The sequence below is a fragment of the Halosolutus sp. YCN4 genome (assembly GCF_059736495.1).
Map to the genome: position 1 here is coordinate 506,881 of NZ_JCASSM010000002.1, position 23,797 is coordinate 530,677.

At 62.4% G+C, this 23,797-nt stretch carries 21 protein-coding genes and 2 tRNA genes; 15 read left to right on the plus strand and 8 right to left on the minus strand.

What is annotated here, in order from left to right:
- Positions 1 to 55: 55 nt before the first annotated feature.
- The 5 genes from AC6I6X_RS08715 (at position 56) to AC6I6X_RS08735 (ending at position 3,529) form a co-directional block, all read left to right on the plus strand.
- Positions 56 to 244: a cation:proton antiporter regulatory subunit gene (locus AC6I6X_RS08715; protein WP_497930128.1), complete on the plus strand. Its 189-nt coding sequence runs from the start codon at positions 56 to 58 to the stop codon at positions 242 to 244.
- Positions 245 to 321: 77 nt separating this feature from the next.
- Positions 322 to 1,272, plus strand: coding sequence for an aminopeptidase (locus AC6I6X_RS08720; protein ID WP_497930129.1), 951 nt, complete (start codon positions 322 to 324; stop codon positions 1,270 to 1,272).
- A 52-nt stretch (positions 1,273 to 1,324) separates the two neighbouring features.
- Positions 1,325 to 1,984 carry an HVO_0476 family zinc finger protein gene (locus AC6I6X_RS08725; RefSeq protein WP_497930130.1) on the plus strand — a complete coding sequence of 220 codons (660 nt, stop codon included), beginning with the start codon at positions 1,325 to 1,327 and terminating at the stop codon, positions 1,982 to 1,984.
- An 81-nt stretch (positions 1,985 to 2,065) separates the two neighbouring features.
- Complete coding sequence (locus tag AC6I6X_RS08730) at positions 2,066 to 2,719, plus strand: protein-L-isoaspartate(D-aspartate) O-methyltransferase (protein WP_497930131.1); 654 nt, start codon at positions 2,066 to 2,068, stop codon at positions 2,717 to 2,719.
- A 48-nt stretch (positions 2,720 to 2,767) separates the two neighbouring features.
- A complete protein-coding gene (locus AC6I6X_RS08735) occupies positions 2,768 to 3,529 on the plus strand; it encodes a protein-L-isoaspartate O-methyltransferase family protein (protein ID WP_497930132.1) in 762 nt (253 codons plus the stop codon).
- A 244-nt stretch (positions 3,530 to 3,773) separates the two neighbouring features.
- Here AC6I6X_RS08735 and AC6I6X_RS08740 read toward each other — a convergent pair whose 3' ends face one another.
- The 4 genes from AC6I6X_RS08740 to AC6I6X_RS08755 form a co-directional block, all read right to left on the minus strand.
- Positions 3,774 to 5,888 carry a bacterio-opsin activator domain-containing protein gene (locus AC6I6X_RS08740; RefSeq protein WP_497930498.1) on the minus strand — a complete coding sequence of 705 codons (2,115 nt, stop codon included), beginning with the start codon at positions 5,886 to 5,888 and terminating at the stop codon, positions 3,774 to 3,776.
- A 183-nt stretch (positions 5,889 to 6,071) separates the two neighbouring features.
- Entirely contained in the window at positions 6,072 to 6,491 is a 420-nt protein-coding gene (locus AC6I6X_RS08745) for a group I intron-associated PD-(D/E)XK endonuclease (protein WP_497930133.1), read from the minus strand.
- Between the two features lie 216 nt (positions 6,492 to 6,707).
- Positions 6,708 to 6,780 (minus strand) — tRNA-Asp (locus AC6I6X_RS08750).
- Positions 6,781 to 6,967: 187 nt separating this feature from the next.
- Positions 6,968 to 7,040 (minus strand) — tRNA-Asp (locus AC6I6X_RS08755).
- Positions 7,041 to 7,351: 311 nt separating this feature from the next.
- Here AC6I6X_RS08755 and AC6I6X_RS08760 point away from each other — a divergent pair.
- From AC6I6X_RS08760 to AC6I6X_RS08795, 8 genes are all read left to right on the plus strand, one after another.
- Positions 7,352 to 7,579: a DNA-directed RNA polymerase subunit H gene (locus tag AC6I6X_RS08760; protein WP_497930134.1), complete on the plus strand. Its 228-nt coding sequence runs from the start codon at positions 7,352 to 7,354 to the stop codon at positions 7,577 to 7,579.
- The gene (locus AC6I6X_RS08765; protein WP_497930135.1) at positions 7,580 to 9,154 is read left to right on the plus strand and encodes a DNA-directed RNA polymerase subunit B''; all 1,575 of its coding nucleotides are present in this window, start codon (positions 7,580 to 7,582) and stop codon (positions 9,152 to 9,154) included. It abuts the gene before it with no gap.
- A gap of 6 nt (positions 9,155 to 9,160) precedes the next feature.
- Positions 9,161 to 10,990, plus strand: coding sequence for a DNA-directed RNA polymerase subunit B (gene rpoB / locus AC6I6X_RS08770; protein WP_497930137.1), 1,830 nt, complete (start codon positions 9,161 to 9,163; stop codon positions 10,988 to 10,990).
- Positions 10,991 to 10,994: 4 nt separating this feature from the next.
- Positions 10,995 to 13,925, plus strand: coding sequence for a DNA-directed RNA polymerase subunit A' (locus tag AC6I6X_RS08775; protein ID WP_497930138.1), 2,931 nt, complete (start codon positions 10,995 to 10,997; stop codon positions 13,923 to 13,925).
- A complete protein-coding gene (gene rpoA2, locus AC6I6X_RS08780) occupies positions 13,918 to 15,114 on the plus strand; it encodes a DNA-directed RNA polymerase subunit A'' (RefSeq protein WP_497930139.1) in 1,197 nt (398 codons plus the stop codon). Before AC6I6X_RS08775 ends, rpoA2 begins: the two co-directional genes overlap by 8 nt.
- Positions 15,115 to 15,117: 3 nt before the next feature.
- Positions 15,118 to 15,555 (plus strand): NusA-like transcription termination signal-binding factor, encoded by a 438-nt coding sequence (locus AC6I6X_RS08785; protein WP_497930140.1) that lies wholly within the window; start codon positions 15,118 to 15,120, stop codon positions 15,553 to 15,555.
- Positions 15,556 to 15,748: 193 nt separating this feature from the next.
- Complete coding sequence (locus AC6I6X_RS08790; protein ID WP_006671958.1) at positions 15,749 to 16,177, plus strand: 30S ribosomal protein S12; 429 nt, start codon at positions 15,749 to 15,751, stop codon at positions 16,175 to 16,177.
- Positions 16,178 to 16,179: 2 nt separating this feature from the next.
- On the plus strand, positions 16,180 to 16,788 hold the full coding sequence (locus AC6I6X_RS08795; protein WP_497930141.1) for a 30S ribosomal protein S7: 609 nt from the start codon (positions 16,180 to 16,182) through the stop codon (positions 16,786 to 16,788).
- A gap of 51 nt (positions 16,789 to 16,839) precedes the next feature.
- Here the strand turns inward: AC6I6X_RS08795 and AC6I6X_RS08800 are convergent, their stop codons facing one another.
- Positions 16,840 to 18,828, minus strand: a complete 1,989-nt coding sequence (locus AC6I6X_RS08800) for a hypothetical protein (RefSeq protein ID WP_497930142.1) — start codon at positions 18,826 to 18,828, stop codon at positions 16,840 to 16,842.
- A gap of 177 nt (positions 18,829 to 19,005) precedes the next feature.
- Here AC6I6X_RS08800 and AC6I6X_RS08805 point away from each other — a divergent pair, with 177 nt between their 5' ends.
- Complete coding sequence (locus AC6I6X_RS08805) at positions 19,006 to 19,548, plus strand: HalX domain-containing protein (protein ID WP_497930143.1); 543 nt, start codon at positions 19,006 to 19,008, stop codon at positions 19,546 to 19,548.
- A 162-nt stretch (positions 19,549 to 19,710) separates the two neighbouring features.
- The gene (locus AC6I6X_RS08810) at positions 19,711 to 19,836 is read left to right on the plus strand and encodes a DUF7503 family protein (RefSeq protein ID WP_497930144.1); all 126 of its coding nucleotides are present in this window, start codon (positions 19,711 to 19,713) and stop codon (positions 19,834 to 19,836) included.
- Positions 19,837 to 19,843: 7 nt separating this feature from the next.
- Here the strand turns inward: AC6I6X_RS08810 and AC6I6X_RS08815 are convergent, their stop codons facing one another.
- The 3 genes from AC6I6X_RS08815 to AC6I6X_RS08825 all read right to left on the minus strand — a co-directional run bounded on the left by AC6I6X_RS08815 (position 19,844) and on the right by AC6I6X_RS08825 (position 23,574).
- Positions 19,844 to 21,916 carry a hypothetical protein gene (locus AC6I6X_RS08815; RefSeq protein WP_497930145.1) on the minus strand — a complete coding sequence of 691 codons (2,073 nt, stop codon included), beginning with the start codon at positions 21,914 to 21,916 and terminating at the stop codon, positions 19,844 to 19,846.
- 84 nt (positions 21,917 to 22,000) lie between these two features.
- The gene (locus AC6I6X_RS08820; RefSeq protein ID WP_497930146.1) at positions 22,001 to 22,708 is read right to left on the minus strand and encodes a DUF7504 family protein; all 708 of its coding nucleotides are present in this window, start codon (positions 22,706 to 22,708) and stop codon (positions 22,001 to 22,003) included.
- A 110-nt stretch (positions 22,709 to 22,818) separates the two neighbouring features.
- The gene (locus AC6I6X_RS08825) at positions 22,819 to 23,574 is read right to left on the minus strand and encodes a DUF5781 family protein (protein ID WP_497930147.1); all 756 of its coding nucleotides are present in this window, start codon (positions 23,572 to 23,574) and stop codon (positions 22,819 to 22,821) included.
- Positions 23,575 to 23,797 lie beyond the last annotated feature (223 nt).

Here is a 23,797-nt window from a genome sequence, read left to right on the forward strand (position 1 = left end):
TACGGCGACTACGGTCACGGCCGACGGCCCGCTCGAGAGCGAGTTCGCCGGCTGGGTGTCGGGAACCGTCCTCGCGATCGACCGTGACGGCGAGGAACTGTCGCTGCCGGCGGAAAACGAGCCGCTGGACGCCGGCGACACGATCTACGTCTTCGGAACGCCGGAGGAACTCGCGGACCTCGACGGGGACACGGAGTCGTCGGCAGGTTCCGAGCCGCCGGAATCGGCGCCGGAGGCGGACTGATCGGTCGACCGAACTGCGATCGCGGATCGACCGCCGGAAGGCAAAGCATTTCGGGCCGCTGTCGCCACTGTAGGTGTATGTCCGACCTTCGACCCGCCGCCGAGACGGCCGTCCGACAGTGTCTGAACCTCCAGTCCGACGAGTCCTGCGCGATCGTCACCGACGACGAGCGGGAGTCGATCGGCGAGACGCTGTACGCGGTCGCGAGCGAGATCACCGACGACGCGGTGATCGTCCGCTATCCGCCGGGCGAGACCCACGGGGCGGAGCCGCCGGCCCCGGTCGCGGCGGCGATGGCCGACGCCGACGTCGTCCTCGCGCCGACGACGAAGAGCCTGAGCCACACCCGGGCGCGCACCGAGGCCAACGAGGCGGGCGCACGCGTCGCCACGCTGCCGGGGATCACCGAGGACGTCTTCACGACGGGCCTGAATGCCGACTACGAGTCGATCGCGGCCCACTGTACGGACGTCCGGGAGCAGGTCGCCGACGCCGACGAAGTCCGCGTCACTGCGCCCGCGGGCACGGACATCACCTTCGACGTCGCCGACCGGGACTGGCTCGCGGACACCGGCATCGTCCACGAGTCGGGAATGATGTCGAACCTGCCCGCGGGCGAGGTGTTCATCAGCCCCGAAACGGCCGACGGCCGGTTCGTCGTCGACGGGACGATGATGCCCCACGGCCTGCTCGGCGAGGGCGAGACGCTCTCGTTCGAGGTCGAAGACGGTCTCGTTACCGACGTCTCGGACGACGAGATTCGCGAGACGATCGAGGCCGCTGCGGACGAGGTCGGCGACGCCGCGTCCAATCTCGCGGAACTCGGGATCGGGACGAACGTCGCCGTCACGGACCTCGTGGGTTCGGTCCTGCTCGACGAGAAGGCCGGCGGAACGGTCCACATCGCGATCGGCGACGACGCGGGGATCGGCGGCGACGTCGAGGCGCCGATCCACCTCGACGGGATCGTGCGGGAGCCGACGGTCTACGCGGATGGAGACGAAGTGACCCTCCCGCGTGCCGAGTGATCCCCGAGACGGGTTCAATCGCCTTTTCAGTACGTGGCGCGTACGGCGTTCCATGACCGACATTCCGGATCGCGTTCCGACGCCCTGTCCGTCGTGCTCGCCGGACCTCGAGACCGTTCACGAGGTCCTGACGGTCACGGAAGGCGGCGGAACCGTAACCGTCCGCTGTAGCGAGTGTGGCCACGTCCACAAGATCCAGCCCGAACGAGAGCGCGAGGTCACCCTCGACGTGGTCGTCTCCCAGGAGGACGAGTCCTTCACCGCGAACGTCACCACGCCCGAAGACGAGACGATCGAAACCGGCGACGAGTTCATCCTCGAGACCGAGGAGGTGCTCTCGACGGTTCGCGTGACGAGCGTCGAACTCGACGAGCACCGCCGGACCGAGGAGGCCGTCGCCGAGGACGTCGAGACCGTCTGGACCCGCGAGGTGGACAACGTCGCGGTCAACGTCACGGTCCACCCGAAGGACGGATCGCGGGACGACAGCCGATCCATTACGGTTCGGGTCCCCGGCGACTACGAGTTCGAGGTCGGCGAGATCGAGTCGTTCGGCGACGACGAGTTCGAGATCGACGCGTTCGTCGTCCGCGACGACGCCTCTGGCTACGATCGCGATCGGTACGAGATGGAGGGCGATACCGTCCTCGCGAAGGACGCGAAACGGGTCTACGCCTACGATCAGACGACCAGCGCCTGGTCGGCCTGGTAACTGAGAATCGTTTCAGTCGGTACTAGCGGCTGTACGCGCCCCACAGCCTATTGTACTCAAGCGACTAACCGCTGCCAAACTATGTTCGGCTTCGGCGACTCCGACCCCGACGCCGACGACTACGAGGCCGCCCGGAAGCGGATGGTCCGGACCGTCTCCTCGCGCGTGACGGACGATCGCGTTCTCGACGCTCTCGAGTCAGTCCCGCGCCACGAGTTCGTTCCCGAGGACCGCCGCGGCGAGGCTTACGCGGACCGCCCGCTACCGATCGGGGACGGGCAGACGATCAGCGCGCCGCACATGGTCGCGGTTATGGCCGGCAAACTGGCGCTGGACCCCGGCGAGGACGTGCTCGAGATCGGGACTGGCTGTGGCTATCACGCCGCGGTCACGGCCGAACTCGTCGGCGCGGACCACGTCTACAGCGTCGAGTACAGCGAGGACCTCGTCGCTGACGCCCGTGAGACGCTCGCGGAGACGGGGTACGACGACGTCTCCATCCGGGTCGGCGACGGAGCGGACGGGTGGCCCGAGCACGCCCCCTACGACGCCGCGTACCTCACGTGTGCGGCCCCGGAGTTTCCCGCACCCGTCGTCGAACAGGTTCGATCTGGCGGGCGGCTGCTCGCGCCGATCGGGACCGCGTTCCAGTCGCTGGTGCTGGCCGAGAAACGGCCGGACGGCTCGCTCGCTCGGAGCGAACACGGAGGCGTGCGGTTCGTTCGGATGCGCTGACGATTGCGCAAGCGCGCCATTGATTACGGCCGACGCGATAGCTGGCGTATGGACCCCGCGGTACTGCGCGAGGACCTGATCGACGGCCTTGCCGCACCCCCAAAGAACGTCCTGACGGACGACGCCGTCGCCGTCGCGATGCGGGACGTGCCACGCCACGCCTTCGTCGACGACGAGCGGACGGCCTACGCCGATCGGGATCACGAGATCCTCGGGACCCGCGTCCTCGCCCCGAGTACGGTCGCCCGATTGCTGCAGGCGCTCTCCCTGGACGGGGACGAGGAGGTGCTGATCGTCGGCGCCGGCGTCGGGTACACGGCGGCCGTGGCAGCCGAACTCGTCGGCGAAACGGGCGTTCACGCCGTCGACATCTCCCGCCCGCTCGTGATCGAGGCACGGAATAACCTCGCTGAGGCGGGCTACGACGGCGTCCTCGTCGACTGTCGCGACGGGGCCGCGGGTCTCCCCGAGTACGCGCCTTTCGATCGAATACTGCTCGAGGCCGCGGCGGTCGAGCCACCGCGGGCCCTGCTCGACCAACTGCGCGAGGACGGTCGCCTCGTCTTCCCTCGCGGAGCGCAGACCCAGCGACTCGAAGCCGTCACTGCGAACGGCGAGACAGAATCGTTCGCCGCCGTCTCCTTCGACCCGTTGCTCGTGGAAGGCGAACAGTCGGGCGCCGTCGAGCGCAACCGGATGGCTCGCGAGGATCGCGAACACGCGACGCGTCGCGCCGAAACCCGTCGCGGCTGGGAACACGAGTGGATCGAGTGGGACGACGCGATCGATTCGGCGTCGCGCCCGCGGTGACGACGCGGTATCGTCGTACTGTTGTTCAGTCTCTCGTCGACAGCGTAACCGACCGCGACGGCTGTCGTCCCGAACCGGTGAGATCACACGGCGGCGCCGCTGGCGAACTTGTGTCAGGGGGAAAGTGGGGGTGGGGGATTGGGGGGTGGCGACAGTCTATCGCAGATCGCCAGTTACTGGTATGCAGTGATGGGGGTTAAATATAATTTCTAACTGTTTGGGTGGGTAGAGTGCGAGGTACTAATTAATTAGAACCGCCGTCGAACGCCAGCGTCACCAGCTTTCGTTCGGCGGCTCGCAGGTGATAGTGGTACGTCGGCGGGGTCACGTCGAGGGCGTCCGCGAGGTCCTCCCCGGTACTCTCGCGGGGCCACTCGAAGAAGCCGCTGTAGTGGGCCGCCTGTAGCGCCTCGAACTGTTTGTCGGTGAGCCGCTCCTCGAGATAGGTGTCGAGCTGGCGGGCCGATCGCATTCCCGTCGTCTCGCGCCTGGCGTCGAGTTCGGTGTCCGGATAGCTGTCCTGGAACCCCTCGATCAGCGATCGGGTCTCGACGTGCTGGGGAACCTCGAGGACGAGCGTCGTCGTGCCGTCCTCGGCCGTGGCTTCGCGCAACTGCACGTCGTACGTCCGCAACACGTCGAGAAACGGGGTCGACGAGAGCGTCAGTTCGAACAGCGTCTCGGCCTCGCCCTCGGAGACGGCCGAGAGCGTCTCGACCGACGCCCACTCGGCCGTGACCGGCCCGATTTCCGCCGTCGACGGAACGCTCACGAAGACGACGACCTCGTCGTCGGCCCGATCGATCACGCCCTCGAGCGTGATGGGGCCGCTGATCCGCTCGGAGAGGCGGTTGACGAGCAAGCGATCGTCGTGACTCGTCAGTTCGAGTTCGACGCGGCTGTCGGTGAGCATCGCCCGCGTCTGCTCGACCGATCGGATCGCGTGGCCGATCGTCTCCCCGAGTTCGCCGAGCACTTCGCGCTCGCTGTCGGTGATCGCGTCGACGCCCGGGACGTGGACGAGCAGGGCCCCGTACCGTCGTTCGTCGTCGACGAGCGGCACCGAAAGCACCGTCTGGTAGCCGTACGTGAGCGCGTCCTTCCGCCGGGGGTCCCAGCCGTCGGCCTCGAGGACGTTGCGGACCACCTGGACCTGCTCCGTGGCGAGCGTCTCCCTGACCAGTCCGACCTCGGGAGCGCACTCCCCGTCGTCGCGGATCCGATCGACGTAGGCCGCGTCGACCCCCGCCCAGGCCGTCGGCGTCGGCGGGTCGTCGTCGCTCGTCGCGATCCAGGCGAACAGGTATCGCTCGGTCTCGGCGAGTCGATCGCACACCCGCCGCTCGATCTCGTCGCGGGTCGAGGCCTGCGCGACGCCGTGGTTGATCTCGCGGACGATCTCGTTCGTGTGATTGAGCCGGGTCAACTCCTCGTTCTGCGCGGTCAGGGTCCGATCGTGCTCGCGGAGCAACTGCTCTCGCTCGGCCCGATCGAGCGCGGCCTCCGTGTTGGCCGCCAGGATGTGCAACAGTTCGGTCATCGTCTCGTCGAAGCCGTCGACGTCCTCGGTCCCCGCGACCAGCACGCCGTGCGTGCCGAGGGGAACGATAAACTCGCTCCGACTCAACGTCTGGGCGCGCTCGACGCCCGTCCGCTGGACGTCCTCGTAGTACGCGCTCTCTCCTTCCGAGAACACCTCCCAGACGAGCCCTTCGCCGCGCTCGAACGTCATCTCGGGATCGACGAGTTCGCGCGACTCGCGCATCGACGCGGCGTGGGCGAGCACCCCGTCGGTCGGCTCGAACGCGTAGGCCGCAGCGACAGCCACGTCGAGGATGTCGCCCGCCGTGTCGACGGCCGACTGGTAGATCTCGTCTTTCGTCTCCGCCCGCATCAGGTCCCGCGTCGTCTCGTGGAGCGTCGTCAGCGTCCGTTCGTACCGGCGCTCGCTCTCGCGCAGTTCCGTCTCCGCGCGGTACTGCGAGACCGCGTTCGTGATCTGGTTCGCCAGCAACGCGTACTGCTCCTCGCCGGACTCCTTCTGGAAGTACTGCGTGACGCCCGCGGCGATCGCCTCGCTGGCGAGTTCCTCGGATCCCCGGCCCGTGTACAGGATGAAGGGCAGGTCCGGATCGTCCTCCCGGACCCGCTCTAACAACTCGAGACCCGACAGGGACGGCATCTCGTAGTCGCTGACGATACAGTCGACGTCGCGTCGGTCGAGCACCGCGAGCGCGTCGTCGGCACTCGTCGCGGCGACGGCCTCGATCGCGTCGTGTTCGCGTTCGAGCATCGATCCCGCGAGATCGGCGTATCCCGGTTCGTTGTCGACGACGAGGACGGTGATCGGCTGTGACATGAGTTTCGTGTCGATCGTCACCGATCGGCAGTTCCGATCGGTGAGCCGTTGCTATCGGTACCAGTCTGATCGGGGTACTAATATGTTAGTACCTCGATCGTGCTGAATCGAGAGTGGCGTCGAACGAGATAGGGAGCGGCAACTGGCGGTTCGATCGGCCGCTGTTCGGCGGTTGGGTTCTCATCATCGCTCCGGGATTTCGCCGTCGAATTCGTAATCGGGTGCCCAGTTGATCGATGGATGATCGATACTGGCTTCGAACCGGAGTTCCATCTTCTGTTCTGTCGCATCCTCGATCGGGATCCAGTACAACTGCTCTCGATCCGGACATCGGACGATGAACGCGTCGATCACGTCGTCGTACGTCTGTTCGTGATACGTGCCGTCTCTCGTCGTTTGCGAGTGCGTATTGAAGCGAATCGTCTCGGCTTTGTTCTGCCACGCCGTTTTACACTGGATACGATAGAGGCGATCACTATTATCGACGACGAGATCGTATTTGTCGTTGTCACCGAACGGTACCGAGACGGTGTATCCGTCTGCAATGAGGGCAGCCACGATCTTCGCTTCCGTTTCGTCACCGATCGTCTTCGGATTAGCCATGCAACTCCCGACGATTTGGGGCCGTGCTGTGTCAAAAACCCGTGGATACGGCGCCACACCCGTACTGTCGGATGGGCGACTGCTGACGAGCTATTACCTGCGGGCCCAGGGGGGAACAAACGTCAGGACGAAACTCCACTCGTGTGGGTTTCGAGACACAGCGACTCGCTTCGCTCATCGGTCACTTCTCGCTCACGAATCGACGTCGACAGAAAGCGCCCGGAGCGGGATTTGAACCCGCGTCACAACCGTGACAGGGTTGTATGATGGGCCACTACACCATCCGGGCTCGCAACTCCTGCTTTCCCGGTGACGGTATTAAGGGTTTTGTTCCAGTGATGCGATCGTGTTCCTCCAGTCACGGCTCGTACCCGGTGCTATTCGATCGCGGTCAAAGCCTCGAAGCCAGAGATCTGAGAGTTTTGGAATACTCGTTGCCAGCATACCGATCGCTCGCGAGTATGGGATCGGAAAAGCGCCCGGAGCGGGATTTGAACCCGCGTCACAACCGTGACAGGGTTGTATGATGGGCCACTACACCATCCGGGCTCGCAACTTCTGCTTTCCCGGTGACGGTATTAAGGCTTTCCAATCGACACCTCCGTGGTACGGTGAATCGGGCCACGATCGATCCCCGCTACACCCGAACCCGTGTCATCAGTCCGCACGACCCACAAGGAATTTAACCGATAGCCGGCTACCGTAGAACGTGACAGTCGATTCCGGTCAGGTTTGCCCGGCCGGATAGCCGCGCTTCCCGGTCGAGTTAGTAACCCTTAACTGCCTGCCACCGATACCTGCCTGTAGTATCTCGTGACAGCCGCTTCTCTCCCGATAGCCGACACGCACACCGACACAACATGGTAGACGTAAGCCAACACGAACTCGTCCCGGAGCACACCGTTCTCGAGGAGGACGCGCTCGAGGAGGTGCTCTCCGAGTACGACATCGACCGTACAGACCTGCCCAAAATCAAGCGCAACGATCCCGCCCTGCCGGACGAGGCGGAGGTCGGCGACGTCATCAAGATCGTCCGGAACTCACGGACAACCGATCAGGCAGTCGTATACCGACTCGTGGTGGAATAAATGGCAATGGAACTCGATCGAGCGAAACGACGGGACATCTCGCGGGAGTACTTCTCGAAGGAACGGCTCGCCGAACACCACTACCGGTCGTTCAACGCCTTCCTCAACCGCGGCATGCAGGAGGTCGTCGACGAGAAGGCGACGATCGACACCGACATCGGCGACAAGGAAGGTGAAGAACCGGTCCACGTCGAACTCGGCGACGTCCGCGTGGTGACGCCGCGCGTCCGGGAGGCCGACGGCTCCGAAGAGTTGCTCTATCCGCAGGAGGCCCGGCTTCGCAACATCACCTACTCCGCGCCGGTCTTCATGGAGATGTCGATCGTCAAGGGCGAGGAGGGCGACCAGCGGGTCGTCGACTCGACCGAGACGAAGATCGGCCGGATGCCGATCATGGTCGGCTCCGAGAAGTGTAACATCGCCGGCTTCTCCGACGAGGAACTGATCGAGATCGGCGAGGACCCCGCCGACCCCGGCGGCTACTTCATCGTCAACGGCTCCGAGCGGGTGCTGATGACCAGCGAGGACCTCGCGCCGAACAAGATCCTCGCGGAGTACGACACCAAGTACGGCGACGAGATTCAGGTCGCGAAGACGTTCAGTCAGCGTCGCGGATATCGGGCGCTCGTGCTCTGTGAGCGCACGCGAAACGGTCTGCTCGAGGTCTCGTTCCCCTCCGTCTCGGGCTCGATCAACTTCGTGACGCTCGTGCGTGCGCTCGGCCTCGAATCGGACGAGGAGATCGTCCACAAGGTCTCGAACGACCCCGAGGTCGTCAAGTACATGCTGGAGAACCTGGAGGAGGCCGAGGTCCAGACCGAGGAAGAGGCGATCGAGGCCCTCGGGAAGCGGGTCGCCTCGGGCCAGGGGAAGAACTACCAGCTCAAGCGCGCGAACTACGTGATCGATCGCTACCTCCTGCCACACCTCCACGAGGAGGGCGTCGAGGAGGAGGACGTCCGGATCAACAAGGCCCACTACCTCTGTCGGATGGCCGAGGCCTGCTTCGAACTCGCGCTCGGGCGACGCGAGGCCGACGACAAGGACCACTACGCCAACAAGCGCCTGAAGGTCTCCGGCGACCTGATGAAAGACCTGTTCCGGACCGCGCTCAACAAACTGGCCCGGGACGTCAAGTACCAGCTCGAGCGCGCCAACATGCGCAACCGACAGCTCTCGGTCAACACGGTCGTCCGATCGGACGTCCTGACCGAGCGACTCGAGCACCCGATCGCGACGGGGAACTGGGTCGGCGGCCGATCGGGGGTCTCGCAGCTGGTCGACCGCACCGACTTCATGGGCGTGCTCTCGCACCTGCGGCGCCTTCGCTCGCCGCTCTCGCGGTCCCAGCCTCACTTCGAGGCGCGGGACCTGCACGCGACCCAGTGGGGTCGCATCTGTCCCTCCGAGACGCCGGAGGGGCCCAACTGTGGGCTGGTGAAGAACTTCGCGCAGGCGATGGAACTCTCCCAGAACGTCGAGGACGAACAGGAACTCAAGCGGGAACTGGCATCGATGGGGGTCCAGGGCATTCCGGGCCTCGAAGGCATCGAACGATCGACGGCGGACGACTGATACACCATGAGCAGCCAAGAACGAGAAGCCAAAGTATACGTCAACGGGTCGCTGGTGGGGACACACCCCGATCCGCACGAACTGGCCGAACAGATCCGCGAAGCACGACGCATCGGCGACGTCAGCGAGATGGTCAACGTCTCGGTGAAAGAGCGCACGCGCGAAGTGATCGTCAACGCCGACGCCGGTCGCGCACGGCGACCGCTGCTCGTCGTCGAGGACGGCGAACCGCGCATCTCCGACCAGGAGATCGAAGCGCTCCGTGACGGTGACCTCGAGTTCGAGGACCTCGTCGACCACGGCTACATCGAGTTCATCGACGCCGAGGAGGAGGAGGACATCTACGTCGCCGTCGACGAGGACGACCTGAACGAGGATCACACGCACCTCGAGATCGACCCGCAGCTGATCTTCGGGATCGGTGCGGGGATGATTCCCTACCCCGAGCACAACGCCAGTCCGCGAATTACGATGGGTGCGGGGATGGTCAAGCAGTCGCTCGGTCTTCCGAGCGCGAACTACCGCATCCGGCCGGACACGCGACAGCACCTCCTGCACTACCCGCAGCTCTCGATGGTCAAGACCCAGACCACCGAGCAGATCGGCTTCGACGATCGGCCGGCCGCCCAGAACTTCGTCGTCGCCGTGATGAGCTACGAGGGGTTCAACATCGAGGACGCGCTCGTCATGAACAAGGCCTCGGTCGAACGGGCCCTGGCTCGATCGCACTTCTTCCGCACCTACGAGGGCGAGGAGCGGCGGTATCCGGGCGGGCAGGAGGACCGCTTCGAGATTCCCTCCCAGGACGTCCGCGGGGCTCGCGGCGAGGAGGCGTACAACCACCTCGACGAGGACGGCCTCGTCAACCCCGAGACGGCGGTCGACGAGAACAGCGTCCTGCTTGGGAAGACCTCGCCGCCGCGGTTCCTCGAGGAACCGGACGACATGGGCGGTCTCTCGCCGCAGAAGCGACGCGAGACGTCGGTGACGATGCGCTCCGGGGAGAGCGGCGTCGTCGACACCGTCACGCTGATGGAGGGCGAGGACGGCTCGAAGCTCTCGAAGGTCTCGGTGCGCGACGAGCGGATCCCCGAACTGGGGGACAAGTTCGCGTCCCGGCACGGCCAGAAGGGGGTCGTCGGCCACCTCGCACCTCAGGAGGACATGCCGTTCACCGAGGAGGGCGTCGTGCCCGACCTCGTCCTGAACCCGCACGCCCTGCCGTCGCGCATGACCGTCGGCCACATCCTCGAGATGATCGGCGGCAAACTCGGCGCGATGGAGGGTCGCCGCGTCGACGGGACGCCGTTCCTCGGCGAGGACGAGTCCGCGCTCCGCGAGGGACTCGAGGAGGCCGGCTTCGACTCCGCCGGCAAGGAGACCATGTACTCCGGAATCACCGGCGAGAAGATCGAGGCCGAGATCTTCGTCGGGATCATCTTCTACCAGAAGCTCTACCACATGGTCTCGAACAAGCTGCACGCCCGATCGCGCGGGCCGGTGCAGGTGCTGACCCGCCAGCCGACGGAGGGTCGGGCCCGCGAGGGTGGGCTCCGTATCGGTGAGATGGAACGCGACGTGTTCATCGGCCACGGGGCCGCGATGACGCTGAAAGAACGACTCCTCGACGAGTCGGACCGCGAGTTCATTCACATCTGTGGGCAGTGTGGGATGAGCGCGGTCGAGAACGTCGAACAACGGCGGGTCTACTGTCCGAACTGCGACGAGGAGACCGACATCCACGAGATCGAGATGAGCTACGCGTTCAAGCTCCTGTTAGACGAGATGAAGGCCCTCGGTATCGCGCCGCGACTCGAACTCGAAGACGCCGTCTAGAACCATGCAAAACGGGACACCAAAAGACATCGGCAAGATCAACTTCGGGCTCATGGAGCCCGAGGAGTACCGGGAGATGAGTGCGACGAAGATCATCACCGCCGACACCTACGACGACGACGGCTTCCCGATCGACATGGGGCTGATGGACCCCCGACTGGGGGTCATCGACCCCGGCCTCGAGTGCAAGACCTGCGGGAAGCATTCGGGTTCGTGTAACGGCCACTTCGGCCACATCGAACTCGCCGCGCCGGTCATCCACGTCGGCTTCACGAAGCTCATCCGTCGCCTCCTGCGGGGGACCTGCCGCGAGTGTTCGCGGCTCCTGCTGACGGAGGACGAACGCGACGAGTTCCGCGACCAGATCACGGAATCCCGGAAGCTGAGCCGCGACCTCAACGACGTGACCAAGGCCGCGATCCGCCAGGCCCGCAAGAAGGATCGCTGTCCGTTCTGTGGCGAGATCCAGTACGACATCGACCACGAGAAGCCGACCACGTACTACGAGGTCCAGCAGGTTCTCACGAGCGAGTACTCCCAGCGCATCGCCGGCGCGATGCAGGGCGACGAGGAGGCAGGCGTCGAGCGAACGACGCCGGACGAACTCGCCGAACAGACCGAGATCGACCTCACCCGGATCAACGAGATCCTCTCGGGGTCGTTCCGTCCGCGCGAGAGCCAGCGCAAGGCGATCGAGAAGGCGCTTTCCATCGACCTCACCGAGGAGGACACGAACAAGCTGATGCCGTCGGACATCCGCGACTGGTTCGAGGACATCCCGGACGAGGACATGGAGGTGCTGGGGATCGATCCCGAGCGCTCCCGGCCCGAGTGGATGATCCTCACCGTCCTTCCCGTCCCGCCCGTCACGGCGCGGCCGTCGATCACGCTCGATAACGGCCAGCGTAGCGAGGACGACCTCACGCACAAGCTGGTCGACATCATCCGGATCAACCAGCGGTTCATGGAGAACCGCGAAGCCGGCGCGCCGCAGCTGATCATCGAGGACCTGTGGGAGCTGCTTCAGTACCACGTCACGACGTTCATGGACAACGAGATTTCGGGGACGCCGCCGGCACGACACCGGTCCGGCCGCCCGCTCAAGACCCTCTCTCAGCGGCTGAAGGGCAAGGAGGGCCGCTTCCGCGGCTCGCTGTCCGGGAAGCGCGTGAACTTCTCCGCCCGAACGGTCATCTCGCCGGACCCGACCCTCTCGCTGAACGAGGTCGGCGTTCCGGACCGCGTCGCCAAGGAGATGACCCAGACGATGAACGTCACCGAGCGCAACCTCGAGGACGCCCGTCGGTTCGTCGCGAACGGCCCCGAGGGCCATCCCGGCGCGAACTACGTCCGGCGTCCGGACGGTCGCCGGCTGAAAGTGACCGAGAAGAACTGCGAACAGCTCGCCGAGAAGGTCGAGGCCGGCTGGGAGGTCAACCGGCACCTCATCGACGGCGACATCGTCATCTTCAACCGCCAGCCGTCGCTGCACCGGATGTCGATCATGGCCCACGAGGTCGTGGTCATGCCGTACAAGACGTTCCGGTTGAACACCGTCGTCTGTCCGCCGTACAACGCCGACTTCGACGGCGACGAGATGAACATGCACGCCCTCCAGAACGAGGAGGCTCGCGCCGAAGCGCGCGTGCTCATGCGCGTCCAGGAACAGATCCTGAGCCCACGCTTCGGGGAGAACATCATCGGGGCCATCCAGGACCACATCTCCGGGATGTACCTCCTGACCCACGACAACCCGCGGTTCAACGAGACCCAGGCGCTAGACCTGCTGCGTGCCACCCGGATCGACGAACTGCCGGAGCCGAGCGGCATCGACGACGAAGGGGTCCCGTTCTGGACCGGCTACGACGTCTTCTCCGAACTGCTGCCCGACGATCTCGATCTCGAGTTCACGGGCACCGTCGGCGACAACGTGGTCATCGAGGACGGCCAACTCGTCGAGGGGACGATCGCCGAGGACGAGGTCGGCGAGTTCGGCGGCGAGATCGTCGACACCATCACGAAGGTGTACGGCAACACGCGAGCGCGCATCTTCATCAACGAGGTCTCGACGCTGGCGATGCGGGCGATCATGCACTTCGGGTTCTCGATCGGGATCGACGACGAAACGATCCCGGAGGAGGCCCAGGCTCGCATCGACGAGACGATCGAGGACGCCAACGATCGCGTCGAGGAACTGATCGAGGCCTACGAGCGCGGCGAACTCGAGTCTCTGCCGGGCCGAACGATCGACGAGACCCTCGAGATGAAGATCATGCAGACGCTCTCGCGTGCGCGTGACAACGCCGGTAACATCGCAGAAGAGCACTTCGAAGAGGACAACCCGGCGGTCGTCATGGCTTCCTCGGGGGCGCGTGGCTCGATGCTGAACCTGACGCAGATGGCCGGCTCCGTCGGTCAGCAGGCAGTCCGCGGGGAGCGGATCAACCGCGGCTACGAGGACCGGACCCTCTCTCACTACAAGCCGAACGACCTCTCGGCGGAGGCCCACGGCTTCGTCGAGAACTCCTACACCGGCGGGCTCACCCCGCGGGAGTTCTTCTTCCACGCGATGGGTGGTCGCGAGGGGCTGGTCGACACCGCAGTCCGGACGTCGAAGTCCGGCTACCTCCAGCGCCGTCTGATCAACGCGCTCTCCGAACTCGAGACCCAGTACGACGGTACCGTTCGCGACACCAGCGACACGATCGTCCAGTTCGAGTTCGGCGAGGACGGCACCTCGCCGGTCAAGGTCTCCTCCGGCGACGACAACGACATCGACGTCGAACGGATCGCCGATCGCGTGCTCGACTCCGAGTTCGCGTCCGAGGAGGAGCGTGCGGAGTTCCTCGGCACCAAACGGGAGCCGACCAACCTCTCGGAGAAAGCGGACGATCGGCGCTTCTACGAGGGCCAGGAGGTGACCTCCGATGACTGAGGTCGACTACGACGTCGACGACGACACGATCGCGGTCGTGGAGGACACCAATCTCCCCCGGCGACTCAAGGACGAGGTCTACGAGACGCTCGAGGGCCGGGGCGACGCCACCGTCGAGGACGCCGACGAACTCGCGAAGGCCGTCGAGGCCCGGTACGTGGACACCCGCGTCGATCCGCTCGATCCCGTCGGTACCGTCTCCGCCCAGTCGATCGGGGAGCCGGGAACCCAGCTGACGATGAACACGTTCCACTACGCGGGGGTCGCGGAGATCGACGTGACCCAGGGGCTGCCCCGACTCATCGAACTGGTCGACGCCCGGAAGACGCCGGACACGCCGATGATGACCGTCCACCTGGAGGACGAGTACGCCACCGAGCGCGAGCGGGCCCACGAGGTCGTCTGGAAGATCGAGGCCACGAAGATCCTCGCGCTGGGCGACGTCTCGACGAACGTCGCGGACATGCGCGTCCAGATCTCGCTCAACGAGGACACGCTCGAAGAGCGGATGATCACGCCCGAGGAGGTCGCCGAGATCATCGAGGACCACCTCGGCGTGAGCACGGTCCAGCAGGGGACCCAGATCCAGTTCGGCCCCGAGGAACCGTCGTATCGCGACCTGCTCCAGCTGGTCGAGGAACTGCGCGACATCACGTTCAAGGGGATCGAGGACATCTCGCGGGTCGTCATCCGCCGGGAAGAGATGGACGACGGCAGCGAGGAGTTCGTCCTCTACACGGAGGGTTCGGCCTTCGGCGACGTCCTCGAGATCGAAGGCGTCGACGCCTCCCGCACGACGTGTAACAACATCCACGAGATCCACCGCAACCTCGGTATCGAGGCCGCCCGCGAGGCGATCATCGAGGAGACGAACAACACGCTGGCCGAGCAGGGTCTGGACGACGTCAACGTCCGGCACCTGATGCTCGTCGCGGACATCATGACGAATCGCGGCGAGATCGAGTCGATCGGCCGCCACGGCATCTCGGGTTCGAAGGAGTCCGTGCTCGCCCGTGCGGCGTTCGAGGTCACGGTCAACCACCTGCTCAACGCCGCGATTCACGGCGAAATCGACGACCTGGACGGCGTTACCGAGAACGTCATCGTCGGCAAACCGATCAAGCTCGGGACCGGCGACGTCGACCTCCGGATGGGCTCGACGAGTTCCAGCGGCCGACAGGCCGACTGATCGATGGGCGTCCGGCTCACCGACGACGCTCGCCAGTATCTCGCGGCGTTCGAGGACGCGACGGGCGTCGACGGAACGGACTGCATCGTCGACGACGCGACTGGCGACGGGACGACCCGGCTCCTGATCGTCGTCGCGAGCGACCGGATGGCCGACGCGATCGGCCCCGGCGGTCGCACGGTCCAGCAGTTCGAGGAGCGCGTCGGCGCACAGGTCCGTCTCGTCGAGGCCGCCGACGACCCCGAAACCTTCGTCGCGAACACGCTCGCGCCGGCGGCCGTCTACAACGTCACGATCAGCGAGAACGACGACACCGTCGCCTACGTCGAGGTCGCCGAGGAGGACCACGGCGTGGCGATCGGGCAGAACGGCCGCACGATCGAGGCTGCACGCACGCTGGCGGCTCGTCACTTCGGGATCGACGACGTGCAGTTGCTCTGAGCGGCCGATCCGGTCACCCGATTCTTCGTTCGGCAACCTCAGGGCGTCCGAGCGTCGCTAACGTCCGCTGTGGCCGTCGTTCGATCGACGAAACGCCCGCAGATTCGGCGAGAGCTGTATCTAACGCCCTCTCGTGGCGTAACGCCCGACTCGAAACGGGTCGCTTAAGTGGTTCCGACGGATACCGACGTGCATGGCAAACGGCAAGTACGCCGCGCGCAAGCTCAAGAAGGACCGCCAGGAGCAGCGGTGGTCCGACTCGGACTACGCGCGCCGCGCCCGTGGACTTCGCGAGAAGTCCGACCCGCTCGAGGGCGCCCCGCAGGGACGAGGTATCGTACTCGAAAAGGTCGGCATCGAAGCCAAGCAGCCCAACTCGGCGATCCGAAAGTGCGTCCGGGTGCAGCTGATCAAGAACGGCAAACAGGTCACCGCGTTCTGTCCCGGTGACGGCGCCATCTCGTTCATCGACGAACACGACGAAGTCACCATCGCCGGTATCGGCGGGGCGAAGGGTCGTGCGATGGGTGACCTCTCCGGCGTCAACTACAAAGTTGACAAGGTCAACGGCGTCGCGCTCAAAGAACTGGTCCGCGGTAACGCAGAGAAACCGGTGCGATAACCATGGCTGCAGAAGACCAACCGGATCCCGACGCTCCGGCAGGCGGCGCCGACGTCTCCGCGAAACTGTTCGGCACGTGGGAGATCGGCGAGATCGAGTACGGCGATCCCTCCACCGAGCGCTACATCACGGTGACGCCGATCGCTCACACCGCCGGCCGTCACGCCAGCAAGCAGTTCAAGAAGTCCCAGGTCTCGATCGTCGAGCGGTTCATCAACCGCCTGATGCAGACCGAGGAGAACACGGGCAAGAAACAGCAGGCACTCAACCACGTCCGCGAGGCGTTCGAACTCGTCAACGAGCGCACCGAAGAGAACCCCATTCAGGTGCTCGTGACCGCTGTCGAGAACGCCGCCCCGCGCGAGGAGACCGTCCGCCTGAAATACGGCGGCATCTCGGTCCCCAAGGCCGTCGACGTCGCTCCCCAGCGACGCGTCGACCAGGCCCTGAAGTTCCTCGCCGAAGGCGTCTACAACGACTCGTTCAAGACCGCTACGCCCGCGGCTGAAGCGATCGCCAACCAGCTCGTCGGCGCGGCCAACTACGACGTCCAGACGTACGCGATCAGCCAGAAAGAAGAGAAAGAGCGCGTCGCGGCGGCCGCACGCTAACGCGGCTCTACTTTCGTTTTCGGGCGATCGGTCGCTTACACCTGTTTTGACTCACAGTTCGGTTATCGATATCTCGTTGCTCCATCGTAGTTCACCGTCTAGCAGAACTGGGAACACTCCGCTTTCGACGAACGTCACGAGCTGGGGTTTCGTCACGGAGGTCTCTTCGATTCGACTCGGCAAGAGGTGGTACGAATCGACGGCATCGATGTTCGGCCGATAGATTCCGCCGAGAGTAGATTCTGTTATCATATACGGGTAACACTCGATCGTTCGGCCACTGCCTCTTCGTTCGACAACAAGGAGCAACGGAGGTCCTGACTCCGGTTGTGAAACCGATACCGTTCCGTCGCCAAGAAGGTGATATTGCGATCCAGACGTCCGCTTGGTCTGGGTAACGTCCATCGTTGCATAGAGCGGAAAGCCGTAGCTGAGCAGCCGTGCAACCGTACTCCCGATCTCGACTGCTTCCCGATTTTCCACGTCAGCGAGAGTTACGATTCCTGCCTGGCTCCCCAATTCGATAAGTCCGTAACCTTGGCGATAGGATTGACACGCATTGAGGAAGAATGCCGTCACGCCAACTGTATCGATATCTGTTACGTCTATCCGTCCGTTTGAACACCGAAATCCGTCATGATCAATATGCCCGATGTAGTGGAGAAAGTCACTGTTTTTTGCCAGCACTGATTCGAATTCGTTTGTCGTTAAGTCATAGTGGACCGTAACGTCGACTGGCAGCCAATCTCGAGCGCCGTACTCACTGTGCACGTTTACGAATTCCCGGTTCATTTTAGGATCGTTACAAACGATCTCTACTTCGGTTGGACCCGTTCGTGGGGTTCGATCGAGTCGGCGCTGGAACGCGGGAAGCGATGACTGACTTACGGTCATCGGACACTCGATCGTATTCCAACGTCGCTCAACGGTCGGTGATGCTCCCTGGTGCCCTGTGTGGCTAACGGACGTACTCGGTTGGACTTTGTCTTCTCTGGTACGGATTGCCGAGAGTTCGTTGGCTAGGTACGGGGCCAATTCCACGTATTCGGCCGTGTTTCCGAGACGAGTGGTAACGGGCCAATTCGGAAGATGTGGCGCGAGCGAGTCAAATGGTTCCGATAGATACGTCTCGATTCGAGGGCCCAGTGACTGTTCGTACGCCTGTTCGATGTCAAATCCGAGTTTGGGTTCGAGGACCTGACGTTCGTGTACGGGTCCCGGACCGTTCCCTTCGGTTCGAACGATACAATCGAGGAAAAACGTCTGTTTTAGCGTTCGTTCGACGCCCGTTTCGAAGTCGTCCTCGGCGTCAAGTCGGAGCGTATACCCCGACGACGTTCTGAGCAAGGGTTCTGATCCGGTGATAATGTTTGCTCCGAGATAGTATGCCAGCGGCGCAACGGGAAGTACGAACGCCAGATCGGGTGGAATCTCAATCGTGATCCCTGTATCTGGCTGTTCGAATTTTTCTGGGATACGAAGTTCGTCGCCGAGTTCGACGACTGGGGGATGGCCCCTGAGCGTCGCATACGATCGTTCGACTGATGTCGTCTGTAGTGCAGACCCGAACCACGATATCGCTTCCATTACGTCCATCGGATCCGCCGTAGTCTCGATTGTTCCCGCTGGCCGCGTGTGATACGATCGGGCACCGAGTACCGCTCTTGTCGTATTCTCGAACGAGATTTTCCGATCTGGATCATCCGGGCCGATGTCTACTGAACTCTCGACTACACAATACATCTTCATCCCCGCCGATATGTCCAGGACGTACTTGCCGTAAGGGAGGAAACAGGATTCGGTCGGCGTTACTTCGCCGAGTAACGAGCCATCGAGGTCGCGAACGTAAATCGATTGATTGGTCGATACCGTGAGCGCGCTCGTGACGAGTCGTCTTGCCGAATCGACCGGGTATGGAATTTCGTCTCCGCTCGTCGACTCGAGCGTCACCGCATCCGGTGTCAGAATGCGTTGTCTCGATCGTTCGATCGGATCGACGACCACTACACCGTCGGAACCAGTTTTGAATACAGGCTCCATCTATTATCCACTCATTTTATCGAATATAGGGTATCGAAGAATCGTTTGAATACGGAATCTGTTCTTCCGGTGCTACTACTGTTGGTAACTGCTCTGGAAATCGTTCTCGACCACATTTAATAGTACCTGCCGAACAGTACTGATACGATAGTTGTGCTGAAATCTCCTGTCCATCTATTGGTCGTTCACCCTAGTCTGACGCTCGAAGAACGAAACGGCGTCGAATGCCGTCTAGATTTCGACGTTACCTATGCTGACTTCGACAAATCGATCCTCGAACAAATCGACAAGCGGTACGATATTTTACTCCTCGACTGGAATCTCGAGGCTCCAAGCGCATACGGAGTGCTGGATATTGTTCGTCAGCGGACGCCCGACACGCGAGTTCTCGCGGTGACTGCCGATGTTCCTGCCGAAGATCCAATCGATCGAGGCGCCGAAGAGTTTCTCGTCGAACCCGTGGCGGACCAAACACTGTACAGGACGATTGAACGACTTGCTTTACAAAAGGAATACGAGGCGTCGATGAACGAGTTCTACCGGTTGGCAACCGAACGAGCCGTACTCCAGACGGAACTGGACTCGGATGTTGACGTATCCGATCGATACACGTCCGTCACGCAGGAACTCCATGATTGTCGAGACCGTGCAGCATCAATCCGGGAGGAACTTTCGAGCGAAGAATTCGATCGAGCACTGCGGCAACTGCTCGATAAATGATCGGCAACTCTGAACTTCTAAAACAGCTATTAGTCGAGTTTAGCGGTTGTTCTAGTCTTCTATGCGCTTTCCCCAATTAAACCACGAAATAATACTATGATTACTATCTAAGATATATTAAAATAAATTCATTACAGGTGCGTTCCATGAGTCGGATGTACCATGACAGACCTAACCGCGTACCTAAAGAATCACCCACGAATGATCGGCGTCCTGTTCACGATTACGCTGATTCTGTCAAATGCGAGTACTGCTGTGGCAACCAACAGTGTTTACAACGGGCCATAATATCAAGCTACTCTCGCAAAAATTCGGTATCCCAGAACAGTCTTCCGTCAAACAAAATCGGAATGTCGTTATCTTCCAAAAACTCATACAATTCATTAGTAGTCGCTAATATTTCCCCAGTACCACCTGGGAGTAGATAGTGACTCTCGATTTGTTCTAAATGTGGATGAAATAACCCACCTTTTCCAGATCCTGGAGCAATATATGTATCTATTTCTACATACCATTTATTTCCTTCTCGTGTTATTGAACAGACCTCTGGGGCGCCGACTTTCGACTGTGCTATGGCTGTTGTACCATCTCCAACAACGTAATATTGCTCAGCGATCACATTATTCCTTCGAGCAATATCTAACGAAGCATACAGTGGATACCCCTGGTTTAGTAGCCGTGCAATCGTTTTCCCGACACTAATGGCGCCACTATTGATGACGTCAGCGAGCGTTACGATACCTCCGAGACTCCCTTTTTTTACCAGATGGAACCCCTGTTTATGAGACTGGCATGCATTGAGTAAGAACGCCTTTGGGCCAACAGTCTCGAGTGACTGGGCGTCGAATTTTCCGTTCGAACACTGAAATCCGTCTGCGTCGATGTGGCCGATGTAGTGACAGAAATCGCTCTCATGGGTGAGAAGACACTCAAACTCGCTCTTCGTGAGATTATGATGAATCGTCACCTCGAACGGGAGCTCTTCGTGATTTCCATAGAGTTCGTTCACCGTCTCGAGTTCTTCGTCCATCTCCGAGTCGTTACAGATGACGTCGATCGCAATGGGATCGTCTTTCGGTGTCCGACCGATATCATTCTGGAACGCCACAAGAGGAGTCGTACTCGAGATGGGAGACGAGTTCGTCCCGTTCCATCGCTGCTGCACCGTTTGAATCGTCGATCCCTCGTGAGGGTTGCTAAGGGCGTCCGTTCCTCTGGTCGACTGATGGGTCCGACTTCGCCTACCTCGCGTAAATGCTTCGATTGCCTGGTTTTGGGCCTCTACCCGCGTCCTCTTACCCCCCCTTTCATTTCTTCCGTCCAGTTTCACGATCGAGAGATCGTCGGCGATGAACGGGAGAAATTCGATCGTTTCGCTCGGGGAATCGATCCGCGTCTCGAGTTGCCACTTCGGAAGGTGTGGTTCTAGGGTGGACACGGGCACGTCGAGATACATCGCAACCTGTTCCGAAAGTGTCTTTTCGTACGCAATTTCGGGGTCGAAGTCGAGAATCGGTTCGACAGCTCGCCGTTCATGGAGAGACAGCGGCGTCATCCCCTCGGTTCGAACGACGCAGTCGAGCAAGAACAGTTGCTTCAGCGTTCGTTCCACGGTCGATTCGAATTCGCCATCGACCTCGAGCGAATGCGTGTACCCCGTTCCGGTGACGAGCTTCGGCTCCGGACCGGGCGTGATGGTCGCTCCGAGATAGTATGCAAGCGGAGCAACGACGAACACGCGGCCCAGTTCCGGAGGGACTTCGATACGAATCCCCGTCTGTGGTCGGGTTATTGTAGCAGGAATGTGCAGTTCATCTCCCTGCTCGAGTGTCGGCGGATGTCCTCGAAGCGTCGGATACGATCGCTCCGGGGACGTCGTTTTGAGAGCCGAGCCGAACGCAGAAACCGCTTTCATTACGTCCGTGGGCTCTTTCGTCGTGGTGATCGTCTCTGCAGGACGGGTGTGATACGATCGGGCACCGATGATTGTGTGAGTCCGATCCTCGAAGGCGATGTACGTTCGATTGGTATCGGAATAGATGTGAAGTCCGCCCGTTATGTTCACGTACACTTTCATCGAGGCGGAGAGGTCGAGCGTATATTCGCTCTCGCAAAACGATCGCTGTTCGTTGGGTTGTACTTCACCGACCATTGATCCGTCTGCACTGCGAATATAAATGGTTTCCTTCGTCGACAGCGTGAGCATTTCCGTCGTAATTTCGACGGCCGAATCGATCGGATATCGGATTCGATCGCAGTCGACTGGTTCGGGGGTCACCGGCTCGTGCGTCGTGAGTCGGTACCGGTGGCGCTCGATCGGGTCGATAATTTCGAGGCCGTCCTCGATCGGTTCGAATTTCGGGTTCATTGGTGTGGGGGCGAGACCGCAGAGTCGCAGTCGTGAACGGCACGTCGGGATATCGAAATTACATGGCTGCTGGTGAGATAGCTGTTACGTCTCGGGTGTGGCGAGCCACCCGGAGCAGTGACCGCTGTTCGGGAGGGACCACCGCTCCTGGTGGCCGCTGGGTTGTTCTCGGAGTTCGACGATAACGTCGAACAACGGTTTCAGGACCGGGACGACGTCGGCGTCCGGTTCGACGGGGAGCAGGTAGTGGACCATTCCGCTGACGTCTTTCACACGCCCGGTGGTCAGGTGGACGAACTTGAACACCTGTTCGGTGCTGTAGTCCTCGAGCAGCGGGAGCAGGGAGTCGACGCCGACCCGGAGTTCGCTCGGTTCGAGGCCGTCGGCGTCGGTTTCGAAGTCCTCGATCGCGCTCGAGATGGCGATGCCGAGGTCGCCGAGGGTATCCGCGGTGATCCCGTCGTCGCCGATCGTCGGCGTGGTGTGGTCCTCGATCGGTTCGGAAGCGACGGCGCCACGCGTCTGGCTCTCGTAGGTGACGAACCGGAGTTCGTCCGAAATCGAGGAGTCCTCGACGAGCGAGTGGTAATCGCCGCCGCTCGTCGAGACGAGCACGCGTCGGCGATCCCGATCGGACGCGTGTCCCAGCAGGCGTCGGGAGGCGCTCCGCTGATGCTCGGGGCGGACGGAGCCGACGACGAGGACGCTCGCGCCCTGTCGTTTCAACTGTGACAACTCTTCGGTAAACGAATCGTCGGTCGGCTCTTCCTGGCGATCCTTGGCCGAGAACATCAATTGTATGTTCCACACGTTAGCCGTGTCAAACATTAAACGTTCTGGTCGAGCAGGTAGAGATCGGGCGATGGACCGCCTCGAGGGATCGAACGGGAGGGGATGCGGCCCTAATCGGCCGCTGAGTCCACGCCGCTGACGTAGGATCGGGTCGCCTCGACGAGCACCTGTCGGTAGCCGCTCGTGTCGGGATCGCGCGCGAGTTCCCGGAATCGGCGTTTGAACTCACCGAACGGGACCGTCGGGGCGTCCATCGCGGCCGCATGTGCGATGTCGTACAGTCGGTGGTCGTCGTCGACGAGGTCGTGACGTTCCGCGAGGGCTAGTGCGAACGCCGCGTTGACGGCCGTGATCTCGGGATCGGCGCCCGGAGAGATGCGTTCGAGGCCCGGTCGCGGCGGGGGTCCGGGCCGATCGGCGACGGCCGCAGCGAGACTCGATTCGAGAAAGGAGAGGAGTTTCTCGCCGGGGCCCACCGAGAGGGTGATGTCGTCGGCGTAGATGTCTTTCATGTGGTTGGCGATCTGGTAGCAGTGGGTGAGTTTGCGCCGCTCGACGGATTTGCCGGCGAGCGCGAGATAGAGGACCTCCTCGGTCGACTGGGTGTGGGAGGGGTGTTCCTGTTCGTACCTGGCCATGTGGGCGAACTCGTGGAGGACCAGTTCCGGGGCCATCGCGGAGGAGGCGGCCTGCCGAGAGATGTTCAGGACGTGGTGGTCGTCGTAGTGGCCGGCCCAGGTGCGCTCGTCGGGATCGTCTCGCAACTGGACCTCGACCGGGAGCGAGAGATCGTGTTCGGTTTCGAACCGGTCCCGTGCGCTGAGAAACGGCGCGGTCGGGCCCGGTCCCTGGACGTGGACATCCATGCGTACCGATACCAAGTCCCCTCGAAGTATGTCTCTTACGCCCGGTATCGATGGCCGCAACTGGCCCGGCGAACCGTCGCCTGTCGAACCCCGTCGAGGCCCGTCTCGGTGCGTGGCATTCACTCACGTAAATTGGACATTCCGACGCCCCAACCGGGAAATTCGCCGAATTCGACTGGAGACGAAACACTACCCTTTTGACCCCGCTACCGGTATTGGGGGG

Excerpts from the sequence above, each read along its gene's own strand:
- AC6I6X_RS08800 (WP_497930142.1), bottom strand. The coding sequence starts at position 18,828 with ATGGAGCCTGTATTCAAAACTGGTTCCGACGGTGTAGTGGTCGTCGAT.
- AC6I6X_RS08760 (WP_497930134.1), top strand. The coding sequence starts at position 7,352 with ATGGTAGACGTAAGCCAACACGAACTCGTCCCGGAGCACACCGTTCTC.
- rpoA2 (WP_497930139.1), top strand. The coding sequence starts at position 13,918 with ATGACTGAGGTCGACTACGACGTCGACGACGACACGATCGCGGTCGTG.
- AC6I6X_RS08745 (WP_497930133.1), bottom strand. The coding sequence starts at position 6,491 with ATGGCTAATCCGAAGACGATCGGTGACGAAACGGAAGCGAAGATCGTG.
- AC6I6X_RS08740 (WP_497930498.1), bottom strand. The coding sequence starts at position 5,888 with ATGTCACAGCCGATCACCGTCCTCGTCGTCGACAACGAACCGGGATAC.
- AC6I6X_RS08795 (WP_497930141.1), top strand. The coding sequence starts at position 16,180 with ATGGCTGCAGAAGACCAACCGGATCCCGACGCTCCGGCAGGCGGCGCC.
- AC6I6X_RS08785 (WP_497930140.1), top strand. The coding sequence starts at position 15,118 with ATGGGCGTCCGGCTCACCGACGACGCTCGCCAGTATCTCGCGGCGTTC.
- AC6I6X_RS08765 (WP_497930135.1), top strand. The coding sequence starts at position 7,580 with ATGGCAATGGAACTCGATCGAGCGAAACGACGGGACATCTCGCGGGAG.
- AC6I6X_RS08720 (WP_497930129.1), top strand. The coding sequence starts at position 322 with ATGTCCGACCTTCGACCCGCCGCCGAGACGGCCGTCCGACAGTGTCTG.
- AC6I6X_RS08810 (WP_497930144.1), top strand. The coding sequence starts at position 19,711 with ATGACAGACCTAACCGCGTACCTAAAGAATCACCCACGAATGATCGGC.
- AC6I6X_RS08815 (WP_497930145.1), bottom strand. The coding sequence starts at position 21,916 with ATGAACCCGAAATTCGAACCGATCGAGGACGGCCTCGAAATTATCGAC.
- AC6I6X_RS08725 (WP_497930130.1), top strand. The coding sequence starts at position 1,325 with ATGACCGACATTCCGGATCGCGTTCCGACGCCCTGTCCGTCGTGCTCG.
- rpoB (WP_497930137.1), top strand. The coding sequence starts at position 9,161 with ATGAGCAGCCAAGAACGAGAAGCCAAAGTATACGTCAACGGGTCGCTG.
- AC6I6X_RS08775 (WP_497930138.1), top strand. The coding sequence starts at position 10,995 with ATGCAAAACGGGACACCAAAAGACATCGGCAAGATCAACTTCGGGCTC.
- AC6I6X_RS08825 (WP_497930147.1), bottom strand. The coding sequence starts at position 23,574 with ATGGATGTCCACGTCCAGGGACCGGGCCCGACCGCGCCGTTTCTCAGC.
- AC6I6X_RS08735 (WP_497930132.1), top strand. The coding sequence starts at position 2,768 with ATGGACCCCGCGGTACTGCGCGAGGACCTGATCGACGGCCTTGCCGCA.
- AC6I6X_RS08820 (WP_497930146.1), bottom strand. The coding sequence starts at position 22,708 with ATGTTCTCGGCCAAGGATCGCCAGGAAGAGCCGACCGACGATTCGTTT.
- AC6I6X_RS08730 (WP_497930131.1), top strand. The coding sequence starts at position 2,066 with ATGTTCGGCTTCGGCGACTCCGACCCCGACGCCGACGACTACGAGGCC.
- AC6I6X_RS08790 (WP_006671958.1), top strand. The coding sequence starts at position 15,749 with ATGGCAAACGGCAAGTACGCCGCGCGCAAGCTCAAGAAGGACCGCCAG.